This is a genomic window from Maribacter sp. 2-571 (genome assembly GCF_050589625.1).
Lineage (GTDB): Bacteria > Bacteroidota > Bacteroidia > Flavobacteriales > Flavobacteriaceae > Pelagihabitans.
Map to the genome: position 1 here is coordinate 22,827 of NZ_JBNGOP010000036.1, position 24,653 is coordinate 47,479.

Genomic DNA, 24,653 nt, shown 5'->3' on the forward strand with positions numbered 1-24,653 from the left:
TTTAAGCGAAGGGAGAACCACAGTTTTGGTTTGAAGGAATTTTCCGATTAAGCCAATTATATTTGATTGCATTGAATATTTTTAGGATATTGCCGCCTAGCATATAAAAAGCCAACATAAACAACTATTATGAAGTACAGACTTCTTGCCATATTGACCTTCTTATTGCCTTTTGTAGGCGCCGCTCAGGAAGTGGGTCTGGACCAGAAAATAGATCAGGCCTTTAAACCGGTTTCCGATTTCTTTTCAGCAGTTATCTTTTTCGAGGTTTTAGGAATTCCCTTTGTACTCATTTTATTGGTATGTAGCGCATTGTTCTTTACCCTTTATTTCGGATTTCCCAACATTCGCTATTTTGGTAAGGCCATAAACACCGTTCGTGGTAAGTACGATGAAATAGAAAAACCGGGAACCTTTGAAGCCGATGTGGTTATCGATGGCGATATTCCGGATACGATACGCGATGAAAGCGAAGAAGGGGAGGTAAGCCATTTTCAGGCCTTGGCCACGGCCGTTTCCGGTACTGTGGGCAACGGGAACATTGCCGGAGTGGCCTTGGCGATTGCACTTGGTGGACCGGGCGCCACATTTTGGATGATCATCTGTGGGCTTTTGGGCATGTCCTCCAAATTCGTGGAATGCACCTTGGGCGTGCAATACCGTGATGTCGGTGAAGATGGAACGGTATACGGTGGTCCCATGTACTATATCAGCAAAGGACTTAAGGAAAGAGGTTTTGGAGTATTGGGTAAAATTGCGGCAGTATTTTTTGCAATTTTCTGTATCGGAGGGTCTTTCGGGGGCGGTAATGCGGCACAGTCCAACCAGGCTACGATCGTTTTAAAAGACTTGATGGGCTGGGAAAGTTCCAGTGCCGGGGCCATCATCGGTTTGGTGTTGGCCATTTTGGTCGGAATTATCATTATTGGCGGTATCAAAAGAATTGCTTCGGTAACGGAAAAAGTAGTTCCCTTTATGGCCTTAATGTATTTGATCGCTTGCCTATATATCATTTTCAGCAACTTTTCGTTTGTCGACGATGCCATTGGCTTGATCATTTCCGAGGCGTTCAATCCTACGGCAATGGGCGTGGGTAGTGTCATCGGTGTTTTACTGGTAGGTTTCAAGCGTGCGGCCTTTTCCAACGAGGCAGGTGCGGGATCGGCTTCCATAGCACACTCGGCGGTAAAAACAAAGTATTCGGCTTCCGAAGGTTTAGTGGCTTTGCTGGAACCCTTTATCGATACCGTTTTGATCTGTACCATGACCGCCCTGGTCATCATCATTTTCAACTTTGGAGGTGCTTTTACCTATGGAGGGGACGGATCGGGTACCGTGCTTATCGACGGGGTAGCTTACGAAGGTGCAGGAATAACATCCGTAGCCTTTGCGGAATACATTCCTTATTCAAACGTATTTTTAACGATAGCGGTAGTGTTGTTTGCCGTTTCGACCATGATATCTTGGTCCTATTACGGGCTGCAATCGTGGAAGTTCCTTTTTGGAAGGGGTAAAACAGCTGATTTGGTATACAAATTACTTTTCTTGACCTTTATCATTATCGGTGCCGCTGCCAGTATGGGTTCCATTTGGGCATTTTCCGATGCCATGATATTCGCAATGGTATTTCCCAATATGATCGGGTTGTTCTTCCTGTTCCCAGTGGTCAAAAAACAGCTTAACCGCTACTTGGATGCCATCAAGGCGGCAAAAGCGTAAATACATCTAATTGAAAAGAATCACACCCCATTTCAAGCTGAACAAGCAAGAACGAAACGGGGTGTTCTTTTTGTTGTTCCTAATCATATCCATACAGATAGGATACATTTGCTACCGTTCCTTTCCTTCGAAAAATGAGGCCGGTTCCCTAGCCATCGATTCCGTTCGGTCGGTCGAGATCGAAAAGCTTAAAACAAAGTCCCTAGAACAAAATATCGCACCGCAGTACGATTTCAATCCCAATTTTATCACGGACTATAAGGGATATGCGTTGGGGATGTCCGTTGCGGAAATCGATCGCCTGTTGGAGTTTCGGGCACAAAATCGGTTTGTGCATTCGGCTGCGGAGTTCCAAAAAGTTACTCAAATATCGGATTCCCTCTTGGGTGCGATGAAAGGACGGTTTCGTTTTCCGGAATGGACCAAGCAACGGAAAACGGCCTATGGGAATACAGACAAAACGTTTGACACGGCCTCCAATGCGCAGAAGAACGCTATTAACTCGGCCACTGCTGAAGCCTTGCGCGAAATTCCCGGTATCGGGGAAAAGTTGTCGGTACGGATCGTAAAGTTTCGAGACCGGTTGGGCGGTTTTATGGTAATGGAACAATTGTATGATGTTTATGGGCTGGAGGCCGAGGTAGCGGAACGGGTATTTAAGCGCTATTCCGTACAAAACCTTCCTGATATACAGTCGATAAATGTGAACGAAGCCTCCGTATCCCAATTGGTCAAACTCATTTATATACGGTACGCGGTTGCGCAGGAAATTGTTTCCTATCGGGAGCAGAACGGCCCGTTCCGATCCTTCTCGGAATTGGAAAAGATAACCGATTTTCCATTCGATAAGATTGATAGAATAGCTTTATATTTGTCTCTATAAAAAAACCGCTATGAACAGTATGTACTTCACCGAAGAACATCAACTCTTTAGGGAAAGCCTTAAGGATTTTTTACAGAAAGAAGTCGAGCCCCATATTGAAAAATGGGAGTCCGAAGGGGCGATAGAACGCTTTATCTGGGAGAAGTTCGGTGAAATGGGATATTTTGGTTTGGCCACTCCGGAGACCGATGGTGGTTTGGGGCTGGATCTGTTCTATACCGTTGTACTGCTCGAAGAATTACAAAAGATCAATTCCGGAGGTTTTGCAGCGGCCATTTGGGCACATGCCTACTTGGCGATGACCCATTTGAACAAAAACGCAACAGGTACCTTGCGCAAAACCTATTTGGAAGCTAGCGTGGAAGGTAAAAAAATCGGTTGTCTTGGTGTTAGCGAACCTTTTGGGGGGAGCGATGTTGCCGGAATGAGGACCACGGCCGAAAAGAAAGGCGACACCTATATATTAAACGGATCAAAGACCTTTATTACCAATGGGGTCTATTGTGATTATATGATCGTGGCCGCAAAGACCGATGCATCGGCGGGCAATAAAGGCATTAGTGTATTGGTAGTAGATCGGAATAGCAAAGGCGTTTCAGCGAACAAGCTGAACAAATTGGGCTGGAGAGCTTCCGATACCGCTGAACTCGCTTTTGACAATGTTGAGGTACCGGCCGAAAACTTATTGGGGGAAGAGGGCAAGGGCTTCACCTATATCATGGAAGCCTTCGCTTTGGAGCGACTTATCATGGGAATCAATGCCCACGCCAGGGCGGACTTTGCCATCGAATATGCGTTGCAGTATATGTCCGAAAGGGAAACGTTTGGTAAGACAATCAATCAATATCAAGCGTTGCGCCACAAGATCGTGGATTTGTATGCGGATATGGATGTATGCCGAGAGTACAACTACGCCATAGCCCATAGGTTGGACAAAGGGGAGTACGTGGTAAAGGAAGCGACCATATCAAAACTAAAGTCGACAAAAATGGCCGATGAGGTCGCTTATGCCTGCCTTCAATTTTTGGGAGGCTACGGATATATCGAGGATTACCCCATGGCACGTTTGCTGCGTGATAGTAGGCTCGGTCCCATAGGAGGGGGCACTTCTGAAATCTTAAGGGAAATTATCGCGAAAATAGTCATCGATAAAAAGGACTATAGCCCGGATAGCGCAAAATCATAACTACGCACTTCCTTTTTAAACTTTTTTAGGCCGGTTGATTCTGCCTGCGTCTCGCTGTACCCAACTATTAGCGGACACCCAAAAAAACATCCTAATGGTCAAGTAGGTGCCACTCTCGGAACAATTTCAAAATGGTAATGATATGAGGTCGATTTTTGACATTATGCCAATAAATCGCTATTTTTAAACGAACATTTTATCGATATGATAAAATAAGAAGTTTTTACTGCTAAAAATAAAACTTTTTAACATTCAAACGTTTTCACGGCCCCTTCTTCCCCGTCGATTAATTTTCGCTTCATATTTTTCTTACATTCAGGCTGACAACGAACTGATAAATTTAATCGACCATGAAAAACAAGTTAATTTGGGTGGCTTCCATTGCATTGCTTTGGGGGTGCCAAAAAGAGAATCTTGAAAGCCCCGAAAATCAAGAAGTACAGCGCGTTACTCCTTTAAAAGAAGTAAAAGCTGCCGGTACGATCGGTTCGGGCGTAATGATGCAGGCCTTTTACTGGAACGTGCCTTCCGGAGGAAATTGGTGGAACACCGTAAAGTCCAAAGTATCCTCTTGGAGCAATGTCGGTTTTGACGCCATTTGGCTTCCTCCCGCGAACAAGGCCCTCAATGGGGCTTCTTCAATGGGATATGACCCATACGACTATTACGATTTTGGAAACTTTAACCAAAAAGGATCTACCGAAACACGGTTTGGTTCAAAATCCGAGCTTAAGTCGTTGATCAATACCGCACACAATAACAATTTAAGTGTAATCGCCGATATCGTGATCAACCATAACAGTGGTGGGGATTCCGAATTCAACATTTTCACCAATTCCAATACGTACACGGATTACAGTGGCGCGTCCGGACTTTTTAATAGAACGGCCTACGATTTTCATCCGAATGACTATCACTCGAACGATTCGGGTATCTTTGGCGGCTTTGCGGACATGTGTCACCACAAGGCGTATGTTCAAGATTGGTTATGGAAACGCAGCAATTCCGTAGCCAAATACTACAAAAACGAAATGGGTTTCGATGGCTGGCGTTTCGATTATGTAAAGGGTTTTGAACCATGGGTGGTTAAAGAATGGAAAAAAGCGGTCGGTGGATTTACCGTTGGGGAATTATGGGACGGCAACGCGGCCACCTTGGACTGGTGGGCAGGAGCGGCAAACGCCTCTGCTTTCGATTTTGCCTGTTACTATAAGATGCGCGATGCGTTCGAAGGAAACAATCTCAATGCCCTAAACGGGGATATGCTTTGGAAAAGAGGTGCTTCCAAAGCGGTGACTTTTGTGGCCAACCATGATACGGATGAGATCATTAATGGGAAACTTTTGGCATACGCCTACATTCTAACCCATGAGGGATATCCAACGGTATTCTATAGGGACTATGAGGATTGGCTCGATAAAAACAAGATGAACAATCTCATTTGGATCCATAATAATAAAGCTTCGGGAAGTACTTCCGTGCTTCATGTGGATAACGACGAGTACGTGGCACAACGAAATGGGAATCCCGGTTTGGTGGTTTACATCAACAACAGCAATTCTTGGAAAGAGCGCTGGGTACCGGTTAAATGGAGGGGTAAAAGGATAAAGGATTTTACCGGAAATTCCAATTGGGAACCGGTTACCCAAAGCAATGGATGGGTCAAAATTCAAGCACCTCCAAAAAGTTATTCCGTTTGGTCCCAAAAATAAATTGCAGTTCTTGAAAAAGGTGTTATCTTTGCATTCTTAATCATTAAAGAAAGGAGGTTGTAGCCAATGTTAATAATACCAATTAAAGAAGGAGAGAACATCGATAGGGCTTTAAAGCGTTTTAAGCGAAAGTTCGACAAAACCGGCACCATGCGACAATTACGCAAGCGTCAGCAATTTACAAAACCTTCAGTAGAGCGCAGGGCGCAGATACAAAAGGCACAGTATATTCAAGGGTTAAGGGACCGAGAGGAAATCTAGTTACCTTCCCTTATACGATATCAAAATCCCATCAGTCATGATGGGATTTTTTTATTAATTTCCAGTTCTAAAAAGGTTCCGCTAACTTTCTTAACTTTATCCTATGGCGTTGACACCTTTCATGGATTATCTATCCTTAGAAAAAAAATATTCCCCACATACGGTTCAGGCATATGGTAACGACATTTCCGCTTTTGCAAAGTATTGTGAGGAAGCGTTCGAATTGGACCGGATAGAAGATATCGCATACAGCCTTATACGAAGTTGGATCGTTGTGTTAGTGGATTCAGGAATGAGCAACCGATCCGTAAACCGAAAAGTAGCGTCCTTAAAAGCCTACTATAGGTTTTTATTGCGCGAAGGGGAGATCTCTATAAATCCTTTGGCCAAACACGTTGCCCTCAAAACAGGGAAAAAAGTGGAGGTACCGTTTTCGGAAAAGGAAATGGAAGCCGTGCTCCAGCTCCCCCCTTTTGAAGAAGGGTTTGAAGGGGTGCGCGATAAACTGATGATAACGTTATTGTATACTACCGGGATACGAAGGGCCGAGTTGATCGCTTTGGAATTTAAGGATGTTGACTTGGGCGAAAAAACGATACGGGTACTCGGGAAACGAAATAAAGAACGTATCGTGCCACTTTTGGATAGTACGGTACCCTTGTTTTTTGAGTATATAAAACTGCGTAATGCATTGACGGAGATAGCGGACGACGCCCATATCTTTTTAACGAAGGCGGGCAGGAAAATCTACGAAACACTTGTTTACAGGACGATAAATCGCTATTTTAGTGAGGTATCGACTAAAGTAAAAAAGAGCCCACACATTCTTAGGCACACCTTTGCTACCCATTTATTGAACAAGGGAGCCGATTTAAATTCGGTAAAGGAGTTGTTGGGCCATGCGAGTTTGGCCTCTACGCAAGTATACACGCATAACAGTATAGCTGAACTCAAAAAGGTACACGCGTTGGCGCACCCCCGTAATAAGCGTTAACTGGTAATATAGAAGTTTAACCTAAATCGTTAGTTATGAAAGTAAACGCCCAGTCCGTAAACTTCAATGCAGATTCCAATTTACTGCATTACGTACAAAACCGTATGAACAAGTTGGAGCTTTTCTACAATAAGGTAATCAATTCCGAAGTGTATATGAAAGTTCAAAAAACAAGTGGGAAAGAGAACAAGCTTGTTGAGATTCAGGTAAACGTTCCAAAAGAAAGGTTGGTCGTGAAAAAGCAATGCAAGAGTTTTGAAGAGGCGGTAGATTCCGCATGTAATTCTTTGGAAAGAAAGCTGATAAAACGCAAAGAAAAACAACGTCAAATGGCGTGATGAAAATTTCGTAAATTTTGTTTTGATTAAACAAATAAAAACCTACATTTGCAGTCCGTTAGAAATAGCGGACTTTTTTATGCCAAAAAAGGGATAAAAATGCCGATGTAGCTCAGCTGGCTAGAGCAGCTGATTTGTAATCAGCAGGTCGTGGGTTCGAGTCCCTCTATCGGCTCAAACGGAGGAAAGATAAAATGCTTTTCGATGTGGTGATAGTATAAGTTCATTGCATATTGGAATTAAAAATTGGGGAGATACTCAAGCGGCCAACGAGGGCAGACTGTAAATCTGCTGACTATGTCTTCGCAGGTTCGAATCCTGCTCTCCCCACATTTTTAGAAAAAAGAAATGTTGGGGCGGTAATGATGTCTTTTGAGAATCTTTGCAGGTTCTCCCGAAGCGTCGGGACTGCTCTCCCCACATTTTTTAAACTATAAATTCCGTAAAAAGTACTCGGAGTTTATTACACTTGCGGGAGTAGCTCAGTTGGTAGAGCGTCAGCCTTCCAAGCTGAATGTCGCCGGTTCGAACCCGGTCTCCCGCTCAAAAGAAGTGAAACGGAAAGTGCTTCCGATTCCTTCGAATGCGACATGTGTTTATGGTCATTGTTTTCGGTAGTGGCCGTTAAACCCTGCCTGCCTAAAGGCGGGCTTTTAAACCTTGGACCTGTCGATAAGCCGGCGTAGCTCAGGGGTAGAGCGTTTCCTTGGTAAGGAAGAGGTCATGAGTTCAAATCTCATCGTTGGCTCTAAAAGCCATTTGGCAAAAAAAAATATTGTTCCGAGCGAATAGCATTTTTGATACTGGTTATGTTTCATCGGTGCCTTCGTAAAGAAAAAGAATTGTACACTAATATAAACTAAGATTAAAATTCATTTAAAATGGCAAAGGAAACTTTTGATCGTTCCAAACCGCACTTAAATATTGGTACCATTGGACACGTAGATCACGGCAAAACAACTTTGACTGCTGCTATTACTACCGTTTTGGCAAATGCAGGACTTTCTGAATTGAGAAGTTTCGATTCTATCGATAACGCTCCAGAGGAAAAAGAAAGGGGTATTACTATTAATACGTCTCACGTTGAATACCAAACGGCAAACCGTCACTATGCCCACGTTGACTGTCCAGGTCACGCGGATTACGTGAAGAACATGGTTACCGGTGCTGCCCAGATGGACGGTGCTATCCTTGTGGTTGCCGCTACGGACGGTCCAATGCCACAAACTCGTGAGCACATCCTTTTAGGACGTCAGGTTGGTATTCCTAGAATCGTTGTTTTCATGAACAAAGTAGACATGGTAGACGATGAGGAGCTTTTGGAATTGGTTGAAATGGAAGTAAGGGAATTGCTTTCTTTCTACGAGTATGACGGAGATAACGGTCCCGTAGTTGCTGGTTCTGCATTAGGTGCATTGAACGGTGAGCAAAAGTGGGTAGATACCGTAATGAAGTTGATGGAAGAGGTTGATGCTTGGATCGAGCTTCCAAAAAGGGATGTTGAAAAAGATTTCTTGATGCCTGTTGAAGATGTATTCACTATTACCGGTCGTGGAACTGTTGCTACAGGTCGTATCGAAACTGGTGTTGCCAATACAGGGGATCCAGTTGACATCATCGGAATGGGTGCTGAAAAATTGAGCTCTACCATTACTGGTGTTGAGATGTTCCGTAAAATTTTGGATAGAGGTGAAGCAGGAGATAACGTAGGTATCCTTTTGAGAGGTATCGAAAAATCCGATATCAAAAGAGGTATGGTAATCTGTAAGCCAGGTTCCGTAAAGCCACACGCCAAGTTCGAGGCCGAGGTATATATCCTTAAGAAAGAAGAAGGTGGTCGTCACACACCTTTCCACAATAACTATCGTCCACAGTTTTACGTAAGAACTACTGATGTTACCGGAACCATCAACTTGCCTAGCGGCGTTGAAATGGTAATGCCAGGTGATAACCTTACCATCACTGTTGACTTGCTTTCTCCTATCGCATTGAGCGAAGGACTTCGTTTCGCCATCCGTGAAGGAGGTAGAACTGTCGGTGCAGGTCAGGTGACCAAAATTATCGATTAAGGTCTTTAATAAAGATATTGCATTAAAGGGTGTCCTGCCATTGGCGGGATACCTTTCGATGTAAATAAAAACGGGTGTAGCTCAGTTGGTAGAGCACTGGTCTCCAAAACCAGGTGTCGGGAGTTCGAGTCTCTCCTCCCGTGCAGAAGTAAAGCAGAATGATAGTGAGGCGAGAAGCCTGTCCCGAGCGAAGTCGAGGGGAGTCTCTCCTCCCGTGCAGAAGTAAAGCAGAATGATAGTGAGGCGAGAAGCCTGTCCCGAGCGAAGTCGAGGGAAGTCTCTCCTCCCGTGCAGAAGTAATAAAAGTTCAAGGGGCATATCCAATTTTTGTTTTGGAAAAATCTCCTGTCATTTTTGGGAAATACAGAACGTTACGTTGTTTAACAATCGTTTGATGGTTGCTTCCGAAAATATATACTAAGTAGTCCCTTTTATTTAAAAACGGGCCGTAAACCAAATTAAAGAATAACTATGATAACGTATGTCAAAGAATCGATAGAGGAGTTGAAAAACAACGTTACGTTGCCTTCCAAAGCGGAATCTTCCAACCTTATGGTCGTAGTCGCGGTGTTCTCTATTTTGTTCGCATTGGCCACTTGGGGGGTCGATACCGTGTTGAGCAAAGTGATCAAGTTGTACTTTAATAACTTTTTAAACTAAACGTATCCCTATGTCAGAAGTATTGGAAAAGAAATGGTACGTGGTAAGGGCGGTAAGTGGCCAAGAGAATAAAATCAAGGGCTATATCGAAAGCGAAGTGGAGCGCCATGGCTTTTCGGATTATCTAGAAGAGGTTTTAGTGCCTACCGAAAAGGTGATTCAGATACGTAACGGAAAAAAAATCAACAAGGAAAGGGTTTATTTTCCGGGATATATTATGATAAAGGCCAATTTGGCCGGTGAAATGATACACATTATTCGGTCGATAACCAACGTTATTGGCTTCCTTGGGGAAACCAAAGGAGGAGATCCGGTACCGTTGCGAAAGCACGAGGTCAATCGAATGCTCGGTAAAGTGGATGAGTTGGCGGTAAATACCGACAGCGTGGCCATACCGTTCGTATTTGGCGAAACGGTAAAGGTGATCGACGGACCGTTCAACGGTTTTAACGGAACGGTTGAAAAAATCAATGAAGAAAAACGCAAACTCGAAGTTATGGTGAAAATTTTCGGAAGAAAAACACCATTGGAACTGAGTTATATGCAAGTAGAGAAAATTTAACAAGTGTTACATAAAAAGTTGTGTTGCTTCCATAAAAATGCAACTTCAATTTAAATTCAAACAATGGCAAAAGAAGTAGGTAAAGTAGTTAAGCTACAAGTTAGGGGAGGTGCAGCGAATCCATCGCCACCGGTTGGACCCGCCTTAGGTGCTGCCGGTGTTAACATCATGGAATTCTGTAAGCAGTTCAACGCTAGGACGCAGGATAAACCAGGTAAGGTTTTACCAGTTGTTATCACCGTGTACAAAGACAAATCGTTCGATTTTGTCGTAAAAACACCTCCGGCGGCCGTGCAATTGATGGAAGCAGCTAAGATTAAAAAAGGATCTGGCGAACCTAACAGAGTTAAAAACGGGAACGTCACTTGGGATCAGGTCAAGGCAATCGCTGAAGATAAAATGGCCGATCTAAATGCTTTTACCGTAGAATCCGCGATGAGTATGGTAGCGGGTACGGCAAGATCGATGGGATTAAAAATAGCAGGCAAGAGACCTTTTTAAAATCTTAAAAGAAATTTAAATGGCAAAGTTAAGTAAGAAGCAAAAGGAAGCGCGCGCCAAAATAGAGAAAGACAAATTGTACTCTATTGACGAAGCCTCTGCTTTAGTAAAAGAGATTACCACGGCGAAATTCGATGCATCCGTTGACTTGGCGGTACGTTTGGGAGTAGATCCCAGAAAAGCGAACCAAATGGTACGAGGTGTAGTTACCCTTCCCCATGGAACTGGAAAAGACGTAAAAGTTTTGGCATTGGTAACTCCTGATAAGGAAGCCGAAGCTACTGCTGCAGGTGCCGACTATGTTGGACTACAGGAGTATTTGGATAAGATCAAGGCAGGATGGACCGATGTGGATGTTATCATCACAATGCCCAGTGTAATGGGTAAGTTGGGACCGTTGGGCCGTGTTTTGGGACCAAGGGGTTTAATGCCCAACCCAAAGACCGGAACGGTAACTATGGACGTGGCCAAAGCGGTTACGGAAGTGAAGGCCGGTAAGATCGATTTCAAGGTAGATAAAACAGGTATCGTACACGCCGCTATAGGAAAGGTGTCCTTTACACCGGAAAAGATTGCCGGCAACGCAAAGGAATTGTTGGATACGTTGATGAAATTAAAGCCCGCTGCAGCAAAGGGAGTGTACATGAAAAGTGTTTTTATGTCCAGTACCATGAGTCCGAGTGTTCAACTAGACCCGAAAACGGCTTAAGCCGCTGGTAGTTTAAAATTGATATTATGACAAGAGAAGAAAAAGCAACCGTTATACAAGATTTAACTGCGCAGCTGGCCGATAACGCTACCATTTATTTGGCGGACATTTCAGGTCTTGATGCCGGTACCACCTCCGATTTGAGAAGGGCATGTTTTAAAGCCGATATCAAATTGTCCGTGGTGAAAAACACCTTGTTGGCAAAAGCAATGGAGGCCTCCGAAAAAGAATTCGGGGAATTGCCCGAAGTATTGAAAGGAAATACTTCCCTAATGTTTTCCGAAGTAGGAAACGGCCCCGCAAAGTTGATCAAGGCTTTTAGAAAGAAGTCGGATAAGCCTTTATTAAAAGGAGCTTTCGTCGAGGAAGCAGTATATATCGGAGACGAAAACTTGGATACTTTGGTAAGTATCAAGTCCAAAGAGGAAATGATCGGAGAGATTATCGGATTATTACAGTCCCCGGCCAAAAACGTTATTTCTGGCTTGAAGTCAGGTGGTGGCAAATTGGCGGGCATCCTCAAAACGTTATCCGAACGATAAAAACGCACGCACTAAAAACAATTATATTTTAAAATTTATTAAACGATAGAAAAATGGCAGATTTAAAAGAATTCGCAGAACAGTTGGTGAACTTGACCGTAAAGGAAGTGAACGAGTTGGCCGACATCCTAAAAGACGAGTATGGTATCGAGCCTGCAGCAGCAGCAGTAGCTGTAGCAGCTGGTGGTGCCGGTGGAGACGCTGGTGAGGCCGCTGAGGAAAAGTCTGAATTTGACGTAATCCTTAAAGCAGCGGGAGGTTCCAAATTGGCAGTAGTTAAATTGGTAAAAGAATTGACAGGTCTTGGTTTGAAAGATGCCAAGGATATTGTTGATAGCGCACCAAAAGCTGTTAAGGAAGCTGTTTCTAAAGACGAAGCAGAAGGTATCAAAAAATCATTGGAAGAAGCAGGAGCAGAAGTTGAGCTTAAATAATAGCACCAACAGATGACCCCGATTCCGACGCCTCGGAACGGGGGTTTTAGGTCTTTCCCCACCGCTTGGTGGGGCTGGACCTAAACCATTTTATACACACCGTATATGAAGGGATATACGACCATTAATATTCACGATCAAAATTTTATCCATAGATGTTAACTCAACAGACTCAGAGAATAAATTTTGCATCCGCTAAGAACACACCGGAATATCCGGACTTCTTGGACATTCAGATCAAATCGTTTCAAGACTTTTTCCAGCTGGAAACGAAATCTGACGAAAGGGGCAATGAAGGATTGTACAACACCTTTATGGAAAACTTCCCGATAACTGATACCAGAAATCAGTTCGTATTGGAGTTTCTCGACTACTTTATAGATCCACCGCGATATTCCATTCAAGAATGTATCGAAAGGGGGCTTACGTATAGCGTTCCGCTTAAGGCTAGGTTGAAATTGTACTGTACCGATGAGGAGCACGAAGATTTCGAGACCATAGTACAGGACGTATATTTGGGAACCATCCCTTATATGACGCCTAGCGGTACCTTTGTGATTAACGGGGCCGAGCGTGTGGTGGTGTCACAGTTACACCGTTCACCAGGGGTGTTCTTCGGACAATCGTTCCACGCAAACGGAACAAAATTGTATTCCGCAAGGGTAATTCCGTTCAAAGGGTCATGGATCGAATTTGCTACCGATATCAATGGCGTAATGTACGCTTATATCGATAGAAAGAAAAAATTACCGGTTACTACCTTGTTCCGTGCCATTGGTTTTGAGCGCGATAAGGATATTTTGGAAATCTTTGACCTTTCCGAGGAAATAAAGGTATCCAATGCCGGACTTAAAAAAGTATTGGGCCGTAAGTTGGCCGCTCGTGTATTGAATACTTGGCATGAGGATTTTGTGGATGAAGATACCGGTGAGGTGGTATCCATCGAAAGAAACGAAATCGTATTGGATCGTGATACGGTTTTGGATAAGGAGCACATTGCAGAAATTATCGATGCCGATGTGAAGACCATTCTTTTGCACAAAGAGAACAATGCCCAAAGTGATTATGCCATTATCCATAACACCTTGCAAAAAGACCCTACGAATTCTGAAAAAGAGGCCGTAGAACATATTTACCGTCAGCTTCGGAATGCCGAGCCGCCCGATGAGGAAACGGCCCGTGGTATTATCGATAAGCTTTTCTTCTCCGACCAACGGTACAACCTTGGTGAAGTAGGCCGGTATCGAATGAACAAAAAATTAGGGTTGGATATTGGAATGGACAAGCAGGTCTTGACCAAGGAAGATATCATTACCATCATCAAATACCTGATCGAACTGATCAATTCCAAAGCGGAAATCGATGATATCGATCACCTTTCCAATCGTCGTGTAAGAACCGTTGGAGAGCAGTTGTCATCCCAATTCGGTGTGGGACTTGCCCGTATGGCGAGAACCATTCGCGAGCGTATGAACGTGAGGGATAATGAGGTATTTACCCCGATCGACTTGATCAACGCGAAGACCTTGTCTTCCGTGATCAACTCCTTCTTTGGTACCAACCAGTTATCCCAGTTTATGGATCAAACGAATCCATTGGCCGAGATTACGCACAAAAGAAGATTATCGGCACTTGGGCCTGGCGGACTCTCACGGGAACGCGCAGGATTTGAGGTTCGTGACGTACACTATACCCACTACGGTAGATTGTGTCCCATTGAAACTCCCGAAGGTCCGAATATTGGTCTGATTTCCTCCCTTTCGGTTTTCGCCAAGGTGAATCCTATGGGCTTCTTGGAAACGCCTTATCGGGAAGTTTCCGATGGTAAGGTAAATACCAAGGAATTCCGCTATTTGAGTGCGGAAGAGGAAGAGGGAATGAAAATCGCCCAGGCGAACATTCCTTTGAAAGATAATGGGACTATCGATAGTGATAAGGTCATTGCACGTGAAGAAGGGGATTTCCCGGTAGTAGATCCGAAAGAGATCAACTATACCGATGTGGCACCGAACCAAATTGCTTCGATATCCGCATCCCTGATCCCGTTTTTGGAGCATGATGATGCGAACCGTGCACTGATGGGCTCGAACATGATGCGCCAGGCGGTACCATTGTTGAAGCCACAATCCCCGATCGTGGGAACGGGCTTGGAACGTCAGGTAGCGTCAGATTCCAGGGTATTGATCAATGCCGAAGGCGACGGTACCATAGAGTACGTCGATTCGCAGAAGATTACCATCAAGTACCATCGTACCGATGCGGAACGGATGGTAAGTTTTGATGAGGATTCCAAAACCTATCAGCTGGTCAAGTTCAGAAAGACCAACCAAGGAACCAGTATCAACCTAAAACCTATCGTGCAAAAAGGCGATAAGGTCAAAAAAGGTCAAGTACTTTGTGAAGGATATGCCACCGAAAAAGGCGAATTGGCCTTGGGTAGAAACCTTACGGTTGCCTTCATGCCTTGGAAAGGATATAACTTTGAGGATGCCATCGTGATTTCCGAAAAAGTGGTACGGGAAGATATTTTCACCTCTATCCATGTAGACGAGTATTCTCTTGAAGTGAGGGATACTAAATTGGGTGCGGAAGAGTTGACGCATGATATCCCTAACGTATCCGAAGAAGCCACCAAGGATTTGGACGAACACGGTATGATCCGTATCGGTGCGGAAGTGAAACCTGGTGATATTCTGATCGGAAAAATTACACCAAAAGGAGAATCTGATCCTACTCCGGAAGAAAAACTATTACGCGCCATATTTGGTGATAAGGCCGGTGATGTGAAGGATGCCTCGTTAAAGGCGCCACCATCGTTGAACGGGGTTGTCATCGATAAGAAGTTGTTCTCCAGATCCATTAAGGATAAGCGAAAGCGTTCCGAGGATAAAGACGCCATCAACCGTTTGGAGTTGGAGTACGAAGTGAAGTTCGAAGAACTGAAGGACGTACTGGTAGAAAAGTTGTTTGCATTGATCAATGGCAAAACTTCTCAAGGTGTATTGAACGATTTGGGAGAAGAAGTGCTTCCAAAGGGAAAGAAGTATACCATGAAGATGCTGAACTCAGTGGACGATTTTGCCCATTTGGTCGGCGGAAGTTGGACTACCGATAAAGACACCAATGCATCCGTAGCGGATCTATTGCACAACTATAAGATCAAGTTGAACGATCTTCAAGGAAACCTTCGAAGGGATAAATTCACCATATCGGTGGGAGACGAACTTCCTGCAGGTATCATGAAGTTGGCGAAGGTATACATCGCTAAAAAACGAAAGTTGAAAGTAGGTGATAAAATGGCGGGCCGTCACGGGAACAAAGGTATCGTTTCCCGTATCGTACGTCAGGAAGACATGCCTTTCCTTGAGGACGGTACACCCGTAGACATTGTTTTGAACCCTCTTGGGGTACCATCACGTATGAATATTGGTCAGATTTATGAGACCGTATTGGGATGGGCCGGACTTAAATTGGGTAAAAAATATGCCACTCCTATTTTTGATGGAGCTACCTTGGAAGAGATCAATACCTATACCGATGAAGCGGGCATACCGCGATTTGGACATACCTATCTCTATGATGGTGGTACCGGTCAGCGTTTTGACCAACCGGCAACGGTAGGGGTCATCTACATGCTGAAACTAGGACATATGGTAGATGATAAAATGCACGCACGTTCCATAGGACCATACTCTTTGATTACGCAGCAACCGTTAGGTGGTAAAGCACAGTTCGGTGGTCAGCGATTTGGGGAAATGGAAGTTTGGGCCTTGGAAGCTTATGGAGCCTCCGCTACCTTACGTGAGATATTGACGGTGAAGTCCGATGACGTGGTCGGAAGGGCAAAAACCTACGAATCGATTGTTAAGGGCGAAACAATGCCGGAACCTGGTTTACCAGAATCTTTCAATGTATTGATGCACGAACTCAAAGGTTTGGGCTTGGACATTCGATTGGAAGAATAGGAATTACACTGTATAATTTAGAGTACCATATAAAATGGCTAGAATAAACGATAATACACCACAAAAAAGGTTCAATAAAATTTCCATTGGCTTGGCCTCTCCAGAATCCATTTTGGCAGAGTCAAGAGGGGAAGTTTTAAAACCTGAGACGATAAATTATAGAACCCACAAACCAGAGCGTGATGGGTTATTCTGTGAGCGTATCTTTGGTCCCGTTAAGGACTATGAGTGCGCCTGTGGGAAATACAAACGAATTCGTTACCGCGGAATTGTTTGTGACCGCTGTGGGGTAGAGGTTACGGAGAAAAAAGTACGTAGAGATCGCGTGGGTCACATCAACTTGGTGGTACCGGTAGCGCATATCTGGTATTTCCGTTCCTTACCGAACAAAATCGGGTACCTTTTGGGACTTCCGTCCAAGAAATTGGACATGATCATCTATTACGAACGGTATGTCGTGATCCAACCAGGGGTAGCCCAGGGAGTCGACGGCGAGGAAATCAATAAAATGGATTTCCTTACCGAAGAGGAATATTTGAACATCTTGGAATCGATTCCAGCGGAGAACCAATATTTGGAAGATTCCGATCCCAACAAGTTTATTGCTAAAATGGGAGCGGAATGTTTGATCGACCTGCTGGCCAGAATCGATTTAAAACAGTTGTCCTACGACCTTCGTCATAAAGCAAACACCGAAACCTCCAAACAAAGGAAGACCGAAGCCCTAAAAAGACTTCAGGTAGTGGAAGCGTTACGCGAATCACAGGACAATAGGGAAAACAATCCGGAGTGGATGATCATGAAAGTGATTCCCGTTATTCCACCGGAATTGCGTCCCTTGGTTCCATTGGATGGTGGCCGTTTTGCAACCTCCGATTTGAACGACCTGTACAGAAGGGTTATCATACGGAACAATCGTTTGAAGCGATTGGTAGAGATCAAGGCGCCGGAAGTAATTCTTCGAAACGAAAAACGGATGCTTCAGGAAGCTGTGGATTCGTTGTTCGATAACACCAGAAAAGCTTCTGCGGTAAAAACGGAATCGAACCGACCCCTAAAATCGCTTTCGGATTCCCTAAAAGGAAAGCAAGGACGTTTCCGTCAAAACCTTCTGGGAAAACGTGTGGATTATTCGGCACGTTCGGTAATCGTCGTTGGTCCCGAAATGAGCTTGTTCGAGTGTGGTCTTCCAAAAGATATGGCGGCCGAACTCTATAAGCCTTTCGTAATCCGAAAACTGATCGAACGCGGAATCGTGAAAACGGTAAAATCCGCAAAGAAAATTATAGACAAGAAAGAGCCTGTCGTTTGGGATATCCTTGAAAATGTGTTAAAGGGACATCCAGTGTTATTGAACCGGGCCCCTACTTTGCACCGTTTGGGAATTCAGGCGTTTCAGCCAAAATTGATCGAAGGTAAGGCAATACGTTTGCACCCCTTGGTCTGTACGGCCTTTAATGCGGATTTTGATGGTGACCAAATGGCGGTACACCTTCCATTGGGGCCAGAGGCCATTTTGGAAGCACAACTGTTGATGTTAGCGTCCCACAACATACTGAACCCTGCGAACGGATCACCGATTACGGTGCCTTCCCAGGATATGGTTTTGGGGCTATATTATATGACCAAGGAACGAAAGTCTACCAAGGAAGTTCCTATAAAAGGAGAAGGGCTTACCTTCTATTCCTTTGAAGAGGTAGTCATTGCCTTCAATGAAGGCATGCTCGATCTGAATGCAGGTATAAAAGTACGTGCAAAGGATTTCAATGAAGAAGGCGCATTGGTGAACCAGATCATTCCTACCACGGTAGGTAGGGTATTGTTCAACCAGGTAGTTCCGGAAGCAGCGGGATATGTAAACTCCGTACTGAACAAAAAAGCCTTAAGGGACATCATCGGCCGTATTTTAGCGGTTACCGATGTACCGACTACGGCCGCGTTCTTGGATAAGATCAAGACCATGGGATACGAGTTTGCCTTTAAAGGTGGCTTGTCCTTTAGTCTTGGGGATATTATCATTCCTCAAGAAAAGCATGATATGATCGACGATGCCAATGGCCAGGTCGATGGTATTATGGCGAATTATAACATGGGATTGATTACCAACAACGAACGTTATAACCAGGTTATCGATGTATGGACTTCAACGAACGTAATGCTGACCGATTTGGCCATGAAACGTATCCGGGAAGACCAGCAAGGGTTTAACTCCGTGTATATGATGCTTGATTCCGGTGCAAGGGGTTCCAAAGAACAGATCCGTCAGCTGACAGGTATGCGTGGATTGATGGCGAAACCAAAGAAATCGACTGCCGGTGGTGGAGAGATTATCGAAAACCCGATCCTTTCCAACTTTAAGGAAGGGCTATCGATCTTGGAATACTTTATATCAACGCACGGTGCTCGTAAAGGATTGGCGGATACCGCTTTGAAAACGGCCGATGCAGGATACCTTACCCGTCGTTTGGTCGATGTTTCCCAAGATGTGATTATTAACATCGAAGATTGTGAAACCCTAAGAGGTGTAGAAGTCGCTCCGTTGAAAAAGAACGAAGAAATCGTGGAGTCGCTCGGAGAACGTATTTTAGGACGTGTTTCTTTACATGATGTTTACAATCCTTTGAACGAGGAATTGTTGCTGAGTGCAGGGCAGGAAATTATGGAGGCCGATGTAAAACGTGTGGAAGCTTCTCCTATCGAGAAAATTGAAGTACGTTCCGCTTTAACCTGTGAAGCACCGAAGGGAATTTGCGCGAAATGCTACGGGCGAAACCTTTCTACCAATAAAATGGTACAGCGAGGGGAAGCCGTTGGTGTTGTTGCGGCACAATCGATCGGTGAACCGGGAACGCAGCTGACCTTGCGTACGTTCCACGTGGGTGGTATTGCAGGAAACATTTCCGAAGAAAACAAACTGGTAGCGAAATTTGCCGGGGTAGCGGAAATCGAGGATCTGCGAACTGTTAAAGGAGAAGATTCCGAAGGGAACGCCGCCGAAATCGTAATTTCAAGAACATCTGAAATTAAGATCGTAGATGCCAAAACGGGTATCACCTTAAGTACCAATAACATTCCTTACGGTTCTCAATTGTTTATTAAGAACGGAGCCAAAATAGATAAAGACACGACTATTTGTTCGTGGGATCCTTATAACGGGGTCATCGTATCCGAATTTCCGGGTAAGATTGCCTACGAGAATATCGAGCAAGGGGTTACGTACCAAGTGGAAATTGACGAACAGACAGGATTCCAAGAAAAAGTAATCTCGGAATCAAGGAACAAAAAACTCATCCCTACGCTTTTGATCAAAAATGCGAAGGACGAGGTATTACGTTCCTATAACCTGCCGGTAGGTTCCCATATCATGGTCGACGACGGTGATAAGATCAAGGAAGGTAAAACGTTGGTCAAGATACCACGTAAGTCCGCCAAAGCAGGGGATATTACGGGTGGTCTTCCAAGGGTGACCGAGCTATTTGAAGCGCGAAACCCTTCGAACCCTGCGGTAGTATCCGAAATTGACGGAGTTGTTTCCTTTGGTAAGATCAAACGTGGAAACCGTGAGATCATTATCGAATCGAAATTGGGCGAGGTCAAAAAATATCTGGTCAAATTGTCCAATCAAATTTTGGTACAAGAGAACGATTATGTGAGGGCCGGAATGCCATTATCGGACGGTTCGGTAACGCCTGAAGATATCCTTTCGATAAAAGGACCTTCCGCGGTACAACAATACCTAGTTAACGAAGTACAGGAAGTATACCGTTTGCAAGGGGTGAAGATCAACGACAAGCATTTTGAGGTCGTTGTACGTCAGATGATGCGTAAAGTAAGGATCCAAGATCCGGGTGATACTATTTTCTTAGAAAACCAATTGGTCCATAAAGATGATTTTATTAACGAGAATGATGGTATTTTCGGGAAGAAGGTCGTTATGGAAGCAGGGGAATCGGAAAATCTAAAAGCCGGTATGATCACTACCGTACGCGAATTGCGCGATGAAAATTCCATATTGAAGCGTGCCGATAAGGCACTTGTTACGGCAAGGGATGCGGTAGCCGCTACGGCAACGCCGATTTTGCAAGGAATTACAAGGGCCTCGTTACAAACGAAGTCTTTCATCTCCGCAGCATCGTTCCAGGAAACGACCAAGGTACTTAACGAAGCCGCCGTCAGCGGAAAAGTGGATAGTTTGGAAGGATTAAAGGAAAATGTTATCGTCGGACATCGAATTCCAGCAGGTACCGGAATGCGCGATTATGAGAACATCATCGTAGGTTCGAAAGAAGAGTACGATGAAATTATGGCCCGAAAGGAAGCCTTGAAATTTTAATGTAAATAGAAAATGGACCCCTGATCTTGTATCAGGGGTTTTTTTTTGAAAAATAGTTTGGAACCATGAGCGAGAAAGAACAAAAACAAAAGCAGATCAATATCGAGTTGGACGAAAAAACGGCCGAGGGCACCTATTCCAATTTGGCGATAATCAACCACTCCGTTTCAGAGTTTGTTGTCGATTTCATTAGCATGATGCCCGGTGCGCCCAAAGCGAAAGTAAAGAGTCGGATCGTACTCACGCCCCAACACGCCAAAAAGTTTTTGAAGGCCCTTAGCGATAATGTAAACCGTTTTGAGAAGGCGCACGGAACCATAAAAGATTATGAACAGCCTTCGATACCTTTAAATTTTGGTCCAACAGGTGAAGCTTGATCCGAAATCAATTGAACTCCGAGGTGAAATGAAGTTTTACGCTGGGGTATTTTTGTTGGGTCATTTGTAAGGAGAACTGGGAGTCCGCCAAGAACACGGTCTGGCCCTGCTTGTCCTGAGCCAGAAATTTCTGTTTGATTCTTTTGAATTCCTTGAATTCATCGTTTTTAGGATCTTCCGCTTCCACCCAACAGGCTTTAAATACCGGAAAGTTCTCATAGGAACATTTGGCGCCGTACTCATGCTCCAATCGGTATTGTATTACCTCAAATTGTAGTGCACCAACGGTACCGATTACCTTTCTCCCGTTCAATTCCAAGGTAAACAACTGCGCGACCCCTTCGTCCATCAATTGATCGATGCCCTTATAGAGCTGTTTCGACTTCATTGGATCGGCATTGTTGATATACCTAAAGTGTTCCGGTGAAAAACTCGGGATTCCCTTGTAATTCAATTGTTCGCCTTCCGTTAAGGTGTCCCCGATCTTGAAATTACCGGTATCGTGCAGTCCAACGATATCACCGGGATACGAGATATCAACGATTTCCTTTTTTTCGGCAAAAAATGCGTTGGGGCTTGAAAACTTCAGTTTTTTCCCCTGACGAACATGTAAATAGGGCTTGTTGCGCTCAAAAGTACCCGATACAATTTTAACGAAGGCCAATCGGTCCCGATGCTTGGGATCCATATTGGCGTGGATTTTAAAAACAAAACCGGTAAGTGCGGTCTCATCCGACTCTACCATACGTTCTTCGGCCATTTTAGCTTTGGGTGTAGGAGCGATATCAATAAAACAGTCCAATAACTCCCGTACCCCAAAATTGTTTAGGGCAGAGCCAAAAAATACAGGCTGTAGTGTTCCTTCCAAATACGCTTTTTGATCAAAGGGCGGGTACACCCCGTCCACCAATTCCAGGTCGTCCCTTAAAGTGGCCGCCGCATTTTCTCCGATTACATTTTCCAATTCACTGCTTTCCAACGAGTCGAACGCAATGGTTTCTTCTATATTTTTTTTGCTTTCCCCACTAAAAAGGTTAATGTTCTTTTCATAGATGTTATAAATGCCCTTAAAATCGTACCCCATACCTATGGGAAAGCTCAGCGGTGTTACCCGAAGGCCTAGCTTTTGTTCGACTTCGTCCAAAAGGTCAAAGGCATCTTTCCCTTCGCGATCGAGTTTATTGATAAACACGATAATGGGAATGTTTCGCATTCTACAGACCGAAACCAGCTTTTCCGTTTGTTCCTCCACACCTTTGGCAACATCGATGACCACGATTACGCTGTCTACCGCGGTAAGCGTACGGAAAGTGTCCTCCGCAAAATCTTTATGCCCAGGAGTGTCCAGAATATTGATTTTTTTATCGCGGTAAATGAACGCAAGAACCGAGGTGGCTACGGAAATACCGCGTTGTCGCTCAATTTCCATGAAGTCGCTGGTAGCCGTTTTTTTTATTTTATTGTTCTTTACGGCGCCTGCTTCCTGTATGGCCCCTCCAAAAAGCAGCAGTTTTTCGGTCAAGGTCGTTTTACCCGCATCGGGGTGGGAAATGATCCCGAACGTTCTTCTGCGCTGTATTTCTTCTTTGAAGGTCATAAAAAAAATTTGGGCAAAAATACGGGAAATATCCATTTTCAAGGAATACTGGAGCCCTTATTCTCGTAAACGTTTTCGTTTGTCGGGTATGGGAGCGGCTTTTTTTTTACCTGATCAGATTAGGTTTTTTTGGCTGTTCCCAAAGGTGTTTGGGATGTTATTATAAGGTGAAAACATCTTTTTGACTATCTTTTACGTACCTAAAAGAAGAAAAAATGCAGTTTAACGAATAATCAGGGTTTTGAAAGACATTTCATAATTTAGGCTTTCCAAACAATTTGAGGATCGAGTTTTTAACTTTATCTTGCAAATCAATTAACAAAAGTTGTCCCAACTTCTTATCCTATTGTAATGTAAGCTACAGGCCGTGGTGATTGGTAACCCGCCTGCTGAATGGCAGGTCTTAAATTGCTAACACTTATGGAAATTATTACATTATTCTCGCGTAAAAACAAGGTATACGCACTCAGTAGCCTTTGTTTGTTCGCGTTTACCTTTTCTGGTTTTTTGACTGCTCGGGCAAACGAGATTCCCTCGAACAGCGGTAACTATGCGATTCGTATTGCCGCTCTGGTCGACGATCCCGCTGATTTAGATGACGATGATGATGGTATCCTGGATAGGGTAGAGGACATCAATAGCGATGGGGATAACAATCCCGATACCAATCCCACGGATACCGACGGGGATGGTATTCCCAACTATGAGGATATTGATTCGGACGGCGATGGTATTCTAGACAATTATGAAGCACAGCGAACAAGCGCTTACGTTCCACCTTCTGGTATCGATGCGAATGGTAATGGGCTGGATGACGCTTATGAAGGGGACTTTGGTTTTGGTATCGTTCCCATAAACTCCGATCGTTCGGTTCGACCCGATTATGTTGATGTTGATTCCGATATTGACGGTATACGGGACAATATTGAGGCGCAGCCATTTTTAACATATGTAGCGCCTTCTGGTATAGATGCCAATCAAAACGGTTTGGACGATGCCTATGAAGGAGCATTTGGTTTTGGAATCATACCGATTAATAGCGATGACGATGAGTATCCCGATTATCGCGATTTTGACGCGGATAATGATGGTATAAAGGACAAGGTAGAGGCGCAGACCTCCGAAGGCTATGTACCGCCAAGGGGCGACCGGGACGGAAATGGCATTGATGATGCCTATGAAGATGGATTGGTTCCTTTTGATACCGATGGGGATAACATTCCCGATCAATTGGATATCGATACGGACAACGACGGTATCTTGGATATTGTGGAAGCGCAGACAACGGAAGGTTTTCTTCCCCCTTCCGGTCAGGATGCCGATGAAAATGGCCTTGACGATGTATATACTTCTTCGGGCCTCGATCCCATCAATTCTGATGGTGATACCAAGCCCGATTTTAGGGATATCGATTCTGATAATGATGGTATTCCGGACAATATAGAAGGGCAGCCCACGGCAGGATATGTGCCACCGACCGGAAACGATACGGATGCCGATGGCTTGGACGATGCATATGAAGGAACGGGAAATAATGGTGTTGACCCCATTGATTTTGACGGTGATGATGCCCCTGATTATCGGGATTTGGACAGCGACAACGATACGGTCCCCGATAACAATGAGGGGAACGATTTCAACTTTGACGGCATCCCGGACCAGACCTTTACAGGTGTGGATACGGATGGCGACGGTCTTGACGACGGTTACGAGGGGTCCGATGTGAACGACGGATTCGACGTGAACGACGAGATCGACGACCCTGCGAACGACCTGCCGGATACCGATGGTACGGAGGACGTGAACTATCG

Annotated in this window: 18 protein-coding genes, 5 tRNA genes and 1 pseudogene; 23 read left to right on the plus strand and 1 reads right to left on the minus strand. The window is 44.5% G+C overall.

From position 1 onward, the window contains the following. Positions 1–129 precede the first annotated feature (129 nt). From ACRD7P_RS19185 to ACRD7P_RS19290, 22 genes are all read left to right on the plus strand, one after another. Positions 130–1,719, plus strand: coding sequence for an alanine/glycine:cation symporter family protein (locus tag ACRD7P_RS19185; protein WP_430909357.1), 1,590 nt, complete (start codon positions 130–132; stop codon positions 1,717–1,719). Between the two features lie 10 nt (positions 1,720–1,729). Continuing rightward, positions 1,730–2,602, plus strand: coding sequence for a ComEA family DNA-binding protein (locus ACRD7P_RS19190; protein WP_430909358.1), 873 nt, complete (start codon positions 1,730–1,732; stop codon positions 2,600–2,602). Positions 2,603–2,612: 10 nt separating this feature from the next. Beyond that, positions 2,613–3,788, plus strand: coding sequence for an acyl-CoA dehydrogenase family protein (locus ACRD7P_RS19195; RefSeq protein WP_430909359.1), 1,176 nt, complete (start codon positions 2,613–2,615; stop codon positions 3,786–3,788). A gap of 350 nt (positions 3,789–4,138) precedes the next feature. Continuing rightward, positions 4,139–5,500: an alpha-amylase gene (locus tag ACRD7P_RS19200; protein WP_430909360.1), complete on the plus strand. Its 1,362-nt coding sequence runs from the start codon at positions 4,139–4,141 to the stop codon at positions 5,498–5,500. Positions 5,501–5,566: 66 nt separating this feature from the next. Continuing rightward, a complete protein-coding gene (gene rpsU, locus ACRD7P_RS19205) occupies positions 5,567–5,761 on the plus strand; it encodes a 30S ribosomal protein S21 (RefSeq protein WP_430909361.1) in 195 nt (64 codons plus the stop codon). 103 nt (positions 5,762–5,864) lie between these two features. Further along, on the plus strand, positions 5,865–6,755 hold the full coding sequence (locus ACRD7P_RS19210; RefSeq protein ID WP_430909362.1) for a tyrosine-type recombinase/integrase: 891 nt from the start codon (positions 5,865–5,867) through the stop codon (positions 6,753–6,755). Between the two features lie 35 nt (positions 6,756–6,790). Next, on the plus strand, positions 6,791–7,093 hold the full coding sequence (gene hpf / locus ACRD7P_RS19215; RefSeq protein WP_430909363.1) for a ribosome hibernation-promoting factor, HPF/YfiA family: 303 nt from the start codon (positions 6,791–6,793) through the stop codon (positions 7,091–7,093). Positions 7,094–7,194: 101 nt separating this feature from the next. Continuing rightward, a tRNA-Thr gene (locus ACRD7P_RS19220) sits at positions 7,195–7,268 on the plus strand. A 73-nt stretch (positions 7,269–7,341) separates the two neighbouring features. Beyond that, positions 7,342–7,423, plus strand: a tRNA-Tyr gene (locus ACRD7P_RS19225). 141 nt (positions 7,424–7,564) lie between these two features. Next, positions 7,565–7,637 (plus strand) — tRNA-Gly (locus ACRD7P_RS19230). Between the two features lie 132 nt (positions 7,638–7,769). Then, positions 7,770–7,841, plus strand: a tRNA-Thr gene (locus tag ACRD7P_RS19235). A gap of 133 nt (positions 7,842–7,974) precedes the next feature. Then, positions 7,975–9,162: an elongation factor Tu gene (tuf, locus tag ACRD7P_RS19240; RefSeq protein WP_430909364.1), complete on the plus strand. Its 1,188-nt coding sequence runs from the start codon at positions 7,975–7,977 to the stop codon at positions 9,160–9,162. Between the two features lie 70 nt (positions 9,163–9,232). After that, a tRNA-Trp gene (locus tag ACRD7P_RS19245) sits at positions 9,233–9,305 on the plus strand. Between the two features lie 328 nt (positions 9,306–9,633). Beyond that, positions 9,634–9,822: a preprotein translocase subunit SecE gene (secE, locus tag ACRD7P_RS19250; protein WP_430909365.1), complete on the plus strand. Its 189-nt coding sequence runs from the start codon at positions 9,634–9,636 to the stop codon at positions 9,820–9,822. Positions 9,823–9,832: 10 nt separating this feature from the next. Beyond that, on the plus strand, positions 9,833–10,384 hold the full coding sequence (gene nusG / locus ACRD7P_RS19255) for a transcription termination/antitermination protein NusG (RefSeq protein ID WP_430909366.1): 552 nt from the start codon (positions 9,833–9,835) through the stop codon (positions 10,382–10,384). A 63-nt stretch (positions 10,385–10,447) separates the two neighbouring features. Then, positions 10,448–10,885, plus strand: coding sequence for a 50S ribosomal protein L11 (rplK, locus tag ACRD7P_RS19260; RefSeq protein WP_430909368.1), 438 nt, complete (start codon positions 10,448–10,450; stop codon positions 10,883–10,885). 19 nt (positions 10,886–10,904) lie between these two features. After that, positions 10,905–11,594, plus strand: coding sequence for a 50S ribosomal protein L1 (rplA, locus tag ACRD7P_RS19265; protein ID WP_430909369.1), 690 nt, complete (start codon positions 10,905–10,907; stop codon positions 11,592–11,594). 26 nt (positions 11,595–11,620) lie between these two features. Then, complete coding sequence (gene rplJ / locus ACRD7P_RS19270) at positions 11,621–12,136, plus strand: 50S ribosomal protein L10 (RefSeq protein ID WP_430909371.1); 516 nt, start codon at positions 11,621–11,623, stop codon at positions 12,134–12,136. A gap of 53 nt (positions 12,137–12,189) precedes the next feature. Beyond that, entirely contained in the window at positions 12,190–12,570 is a 381-nt protein-coding gene (gene rplL / locus ACRD7P_RS19275; protein WP_430909372.1) for a 50S ribosomal protein L7/L12, read from the plus strand. Between the two features lie 155 nt (positions 12,571–12,725). Next, positions 12,726–16,535, plus strand: coding sequence for a DNA-directed RNA polymerase subunit beta (rpoB, locus tag ACRD7P_RS19280; protein ID WP_430909373.1), 3,810 nt, complete (start codon positions 12,726–12,728; stop codon positions 16,533–16,535). A gap of 34 nt (positions 16,536–16,569) precedes the next feature. Next, complete coding sequence (gene rpoC, locus ACRD7P_RS19285; protein WP_430909375.1) at positions 16,570–20,868, plus strand: DNA-directed RNA polymerase subunit beta'; 4,299 nt, start codon at positions 16,570–16,572, stop codon at positions 20,866–20,868. A 65-nt stretch (positions 20,869–20,933) separates the two neighbouring features. Next, on the plus strand, positions 20,934–21,245 hold the full coding sequence (locus tag ACRD7P_RS19290) for a DUF3467 domain-containing protein (protein WP_430909376.1): 312 nt from the start codon (positions 20,934–20,936) through the stop codon (positions 21,243–21,245). Between the two features lie 7 nt (positions 21,246–21,252). On the opposite strand, the gene ACRD7P_RS19295 is transcribed toward ACRD7P_RS19290, so the two are convergent. Continuing rightward, positions 21,253–22,842, minus strand: a complete 1,590-nt coding sequence (locus ACRD7P_RS19295) for a peptide chain release factor 3 (RefSeq protein ID WP_430909378.1) — start codon at positions 22,840–22,842, stop codon at positions 21,253–21,255. Positions 22,843–23,262: 420 nt separating this feature from the next. On the opposite strand from ACRD7P_RS19295, the pseudogene ACRD7P_RS19300 reads away from it, so the two are divergent. Then, a pseudogene (locus tag ACRD7P_RS19300) lies at positions 23,263–24,653 on the plus strand (hypothetical protein); the annotation flags it as partial.

Coding starts and splice junctions, on each gene's coding strand:
- secE (WP_430909365.1), top strand. CDS start 9,634: ATGATAACGTATGTCAAAGAATCGATAGAGGAGTTGAAAAACAACGTT.
- ACRD7P_RS19210 (WP_430909362.1), top strand. CDS start 5,865: ATGGCGTTGACACCTTTCATGGATTATCTATCCTTAGAAAAAAAATAT.
- rplK (WP_430909368.1), top strand. CDS start 10,448: ATGGCAAAAGAAGTAGGTAAAGTAGTTAAGCTACAAGTTAGGGGAGGT.
- nusG (WP_430909366.1), top strand. CDS start 9,833: ATGTCAGAAGTATTGGAAAAGAAATGGTACGTGGTAAGGGCGGTAAGT.
- ACRD7P_RS19185 (WP_430909357.1), top strand. CDS start 130: ATGAAGTACAGACTTCTTGCCATATTGACCTTCTTATTGCCTTTTGTA.
- rplA (WP_430909369.1), top strand. CDS start 10,905: ATGGCAAAGTTAAGTAAGAAGCAAAAGGAAGCGCGCGCCAAAATAGAG.
- rplJ (WP_430909371.1), top strand. CDS start 11,621: ATGACAAGAGAAGAAAAAGCAACCGTTATACAAGATTTAACTGCGCAG.
- rpoC (WP_430909375.1), top strand. CDS start 16,570: ATGGCTAGAATAAACGATAATACACCACAAAAAAGGTTCAATAAAATT.
- tuf (WP_430909364.1), top strand. CDS start 7,975: ATGGCAAAGGAAACTTTTGATCGTTCCAAACCGCACTTAAATATTGGT.
- ACRD7P_RS19200 (WP_430909360.1), top strand. CDS start 4,139: ATGAAAAACAAGTTAATTTGGGTGGCTTCCATTGCATTGCTTTGGGGG.
- hpf (WP_430909363.1), top strand. CDS start 6,791: ATGAAAGTAAACGCCCAGTCCGTAAACTTCAATGCAGATTCCAATTTA.
- ACRD7P_RS19195 (WP_430909359.1), top strand. CDS start 2,613: ATGAACAGTATGTACTTCACCGAAGAACATCAACTCTTTAGGGAAAGC.
- rpoB (WP_430909373.1), top strand. CDS start 12,726: ATGTTAACTCAACAGACTCAGAGAATAAATTTTGCATCCGCTAAGAAC.
- ACRD7P_RS19295 (WP_430909378.1), bottom strand. CDS start 22,842: ATGACCTTCAAAGAAGAAATACAGCGCAGAAGAACGTTCGGGATCATT.
- rpsU (WP_430909361.1), top strand. CDS start 5,567: ATGTTAATAATACCAATTAAAGAAGGAGAGAACATCGATAGGGCTTTA.
- rplL (WP_430909372.1), top strand. CDS start 12,190: ATGGCAGATTTAAAAGAATTCGCAGAACAGTTGGTGAACTTGACCGTA.
- ACRD7P_RS19290 (WP_430909376.1), top strand. CDS start 20,934: ATGAGCGAGAAAGAACAAAAACAAAAGCAGATCAATATCGAGTTGGAC.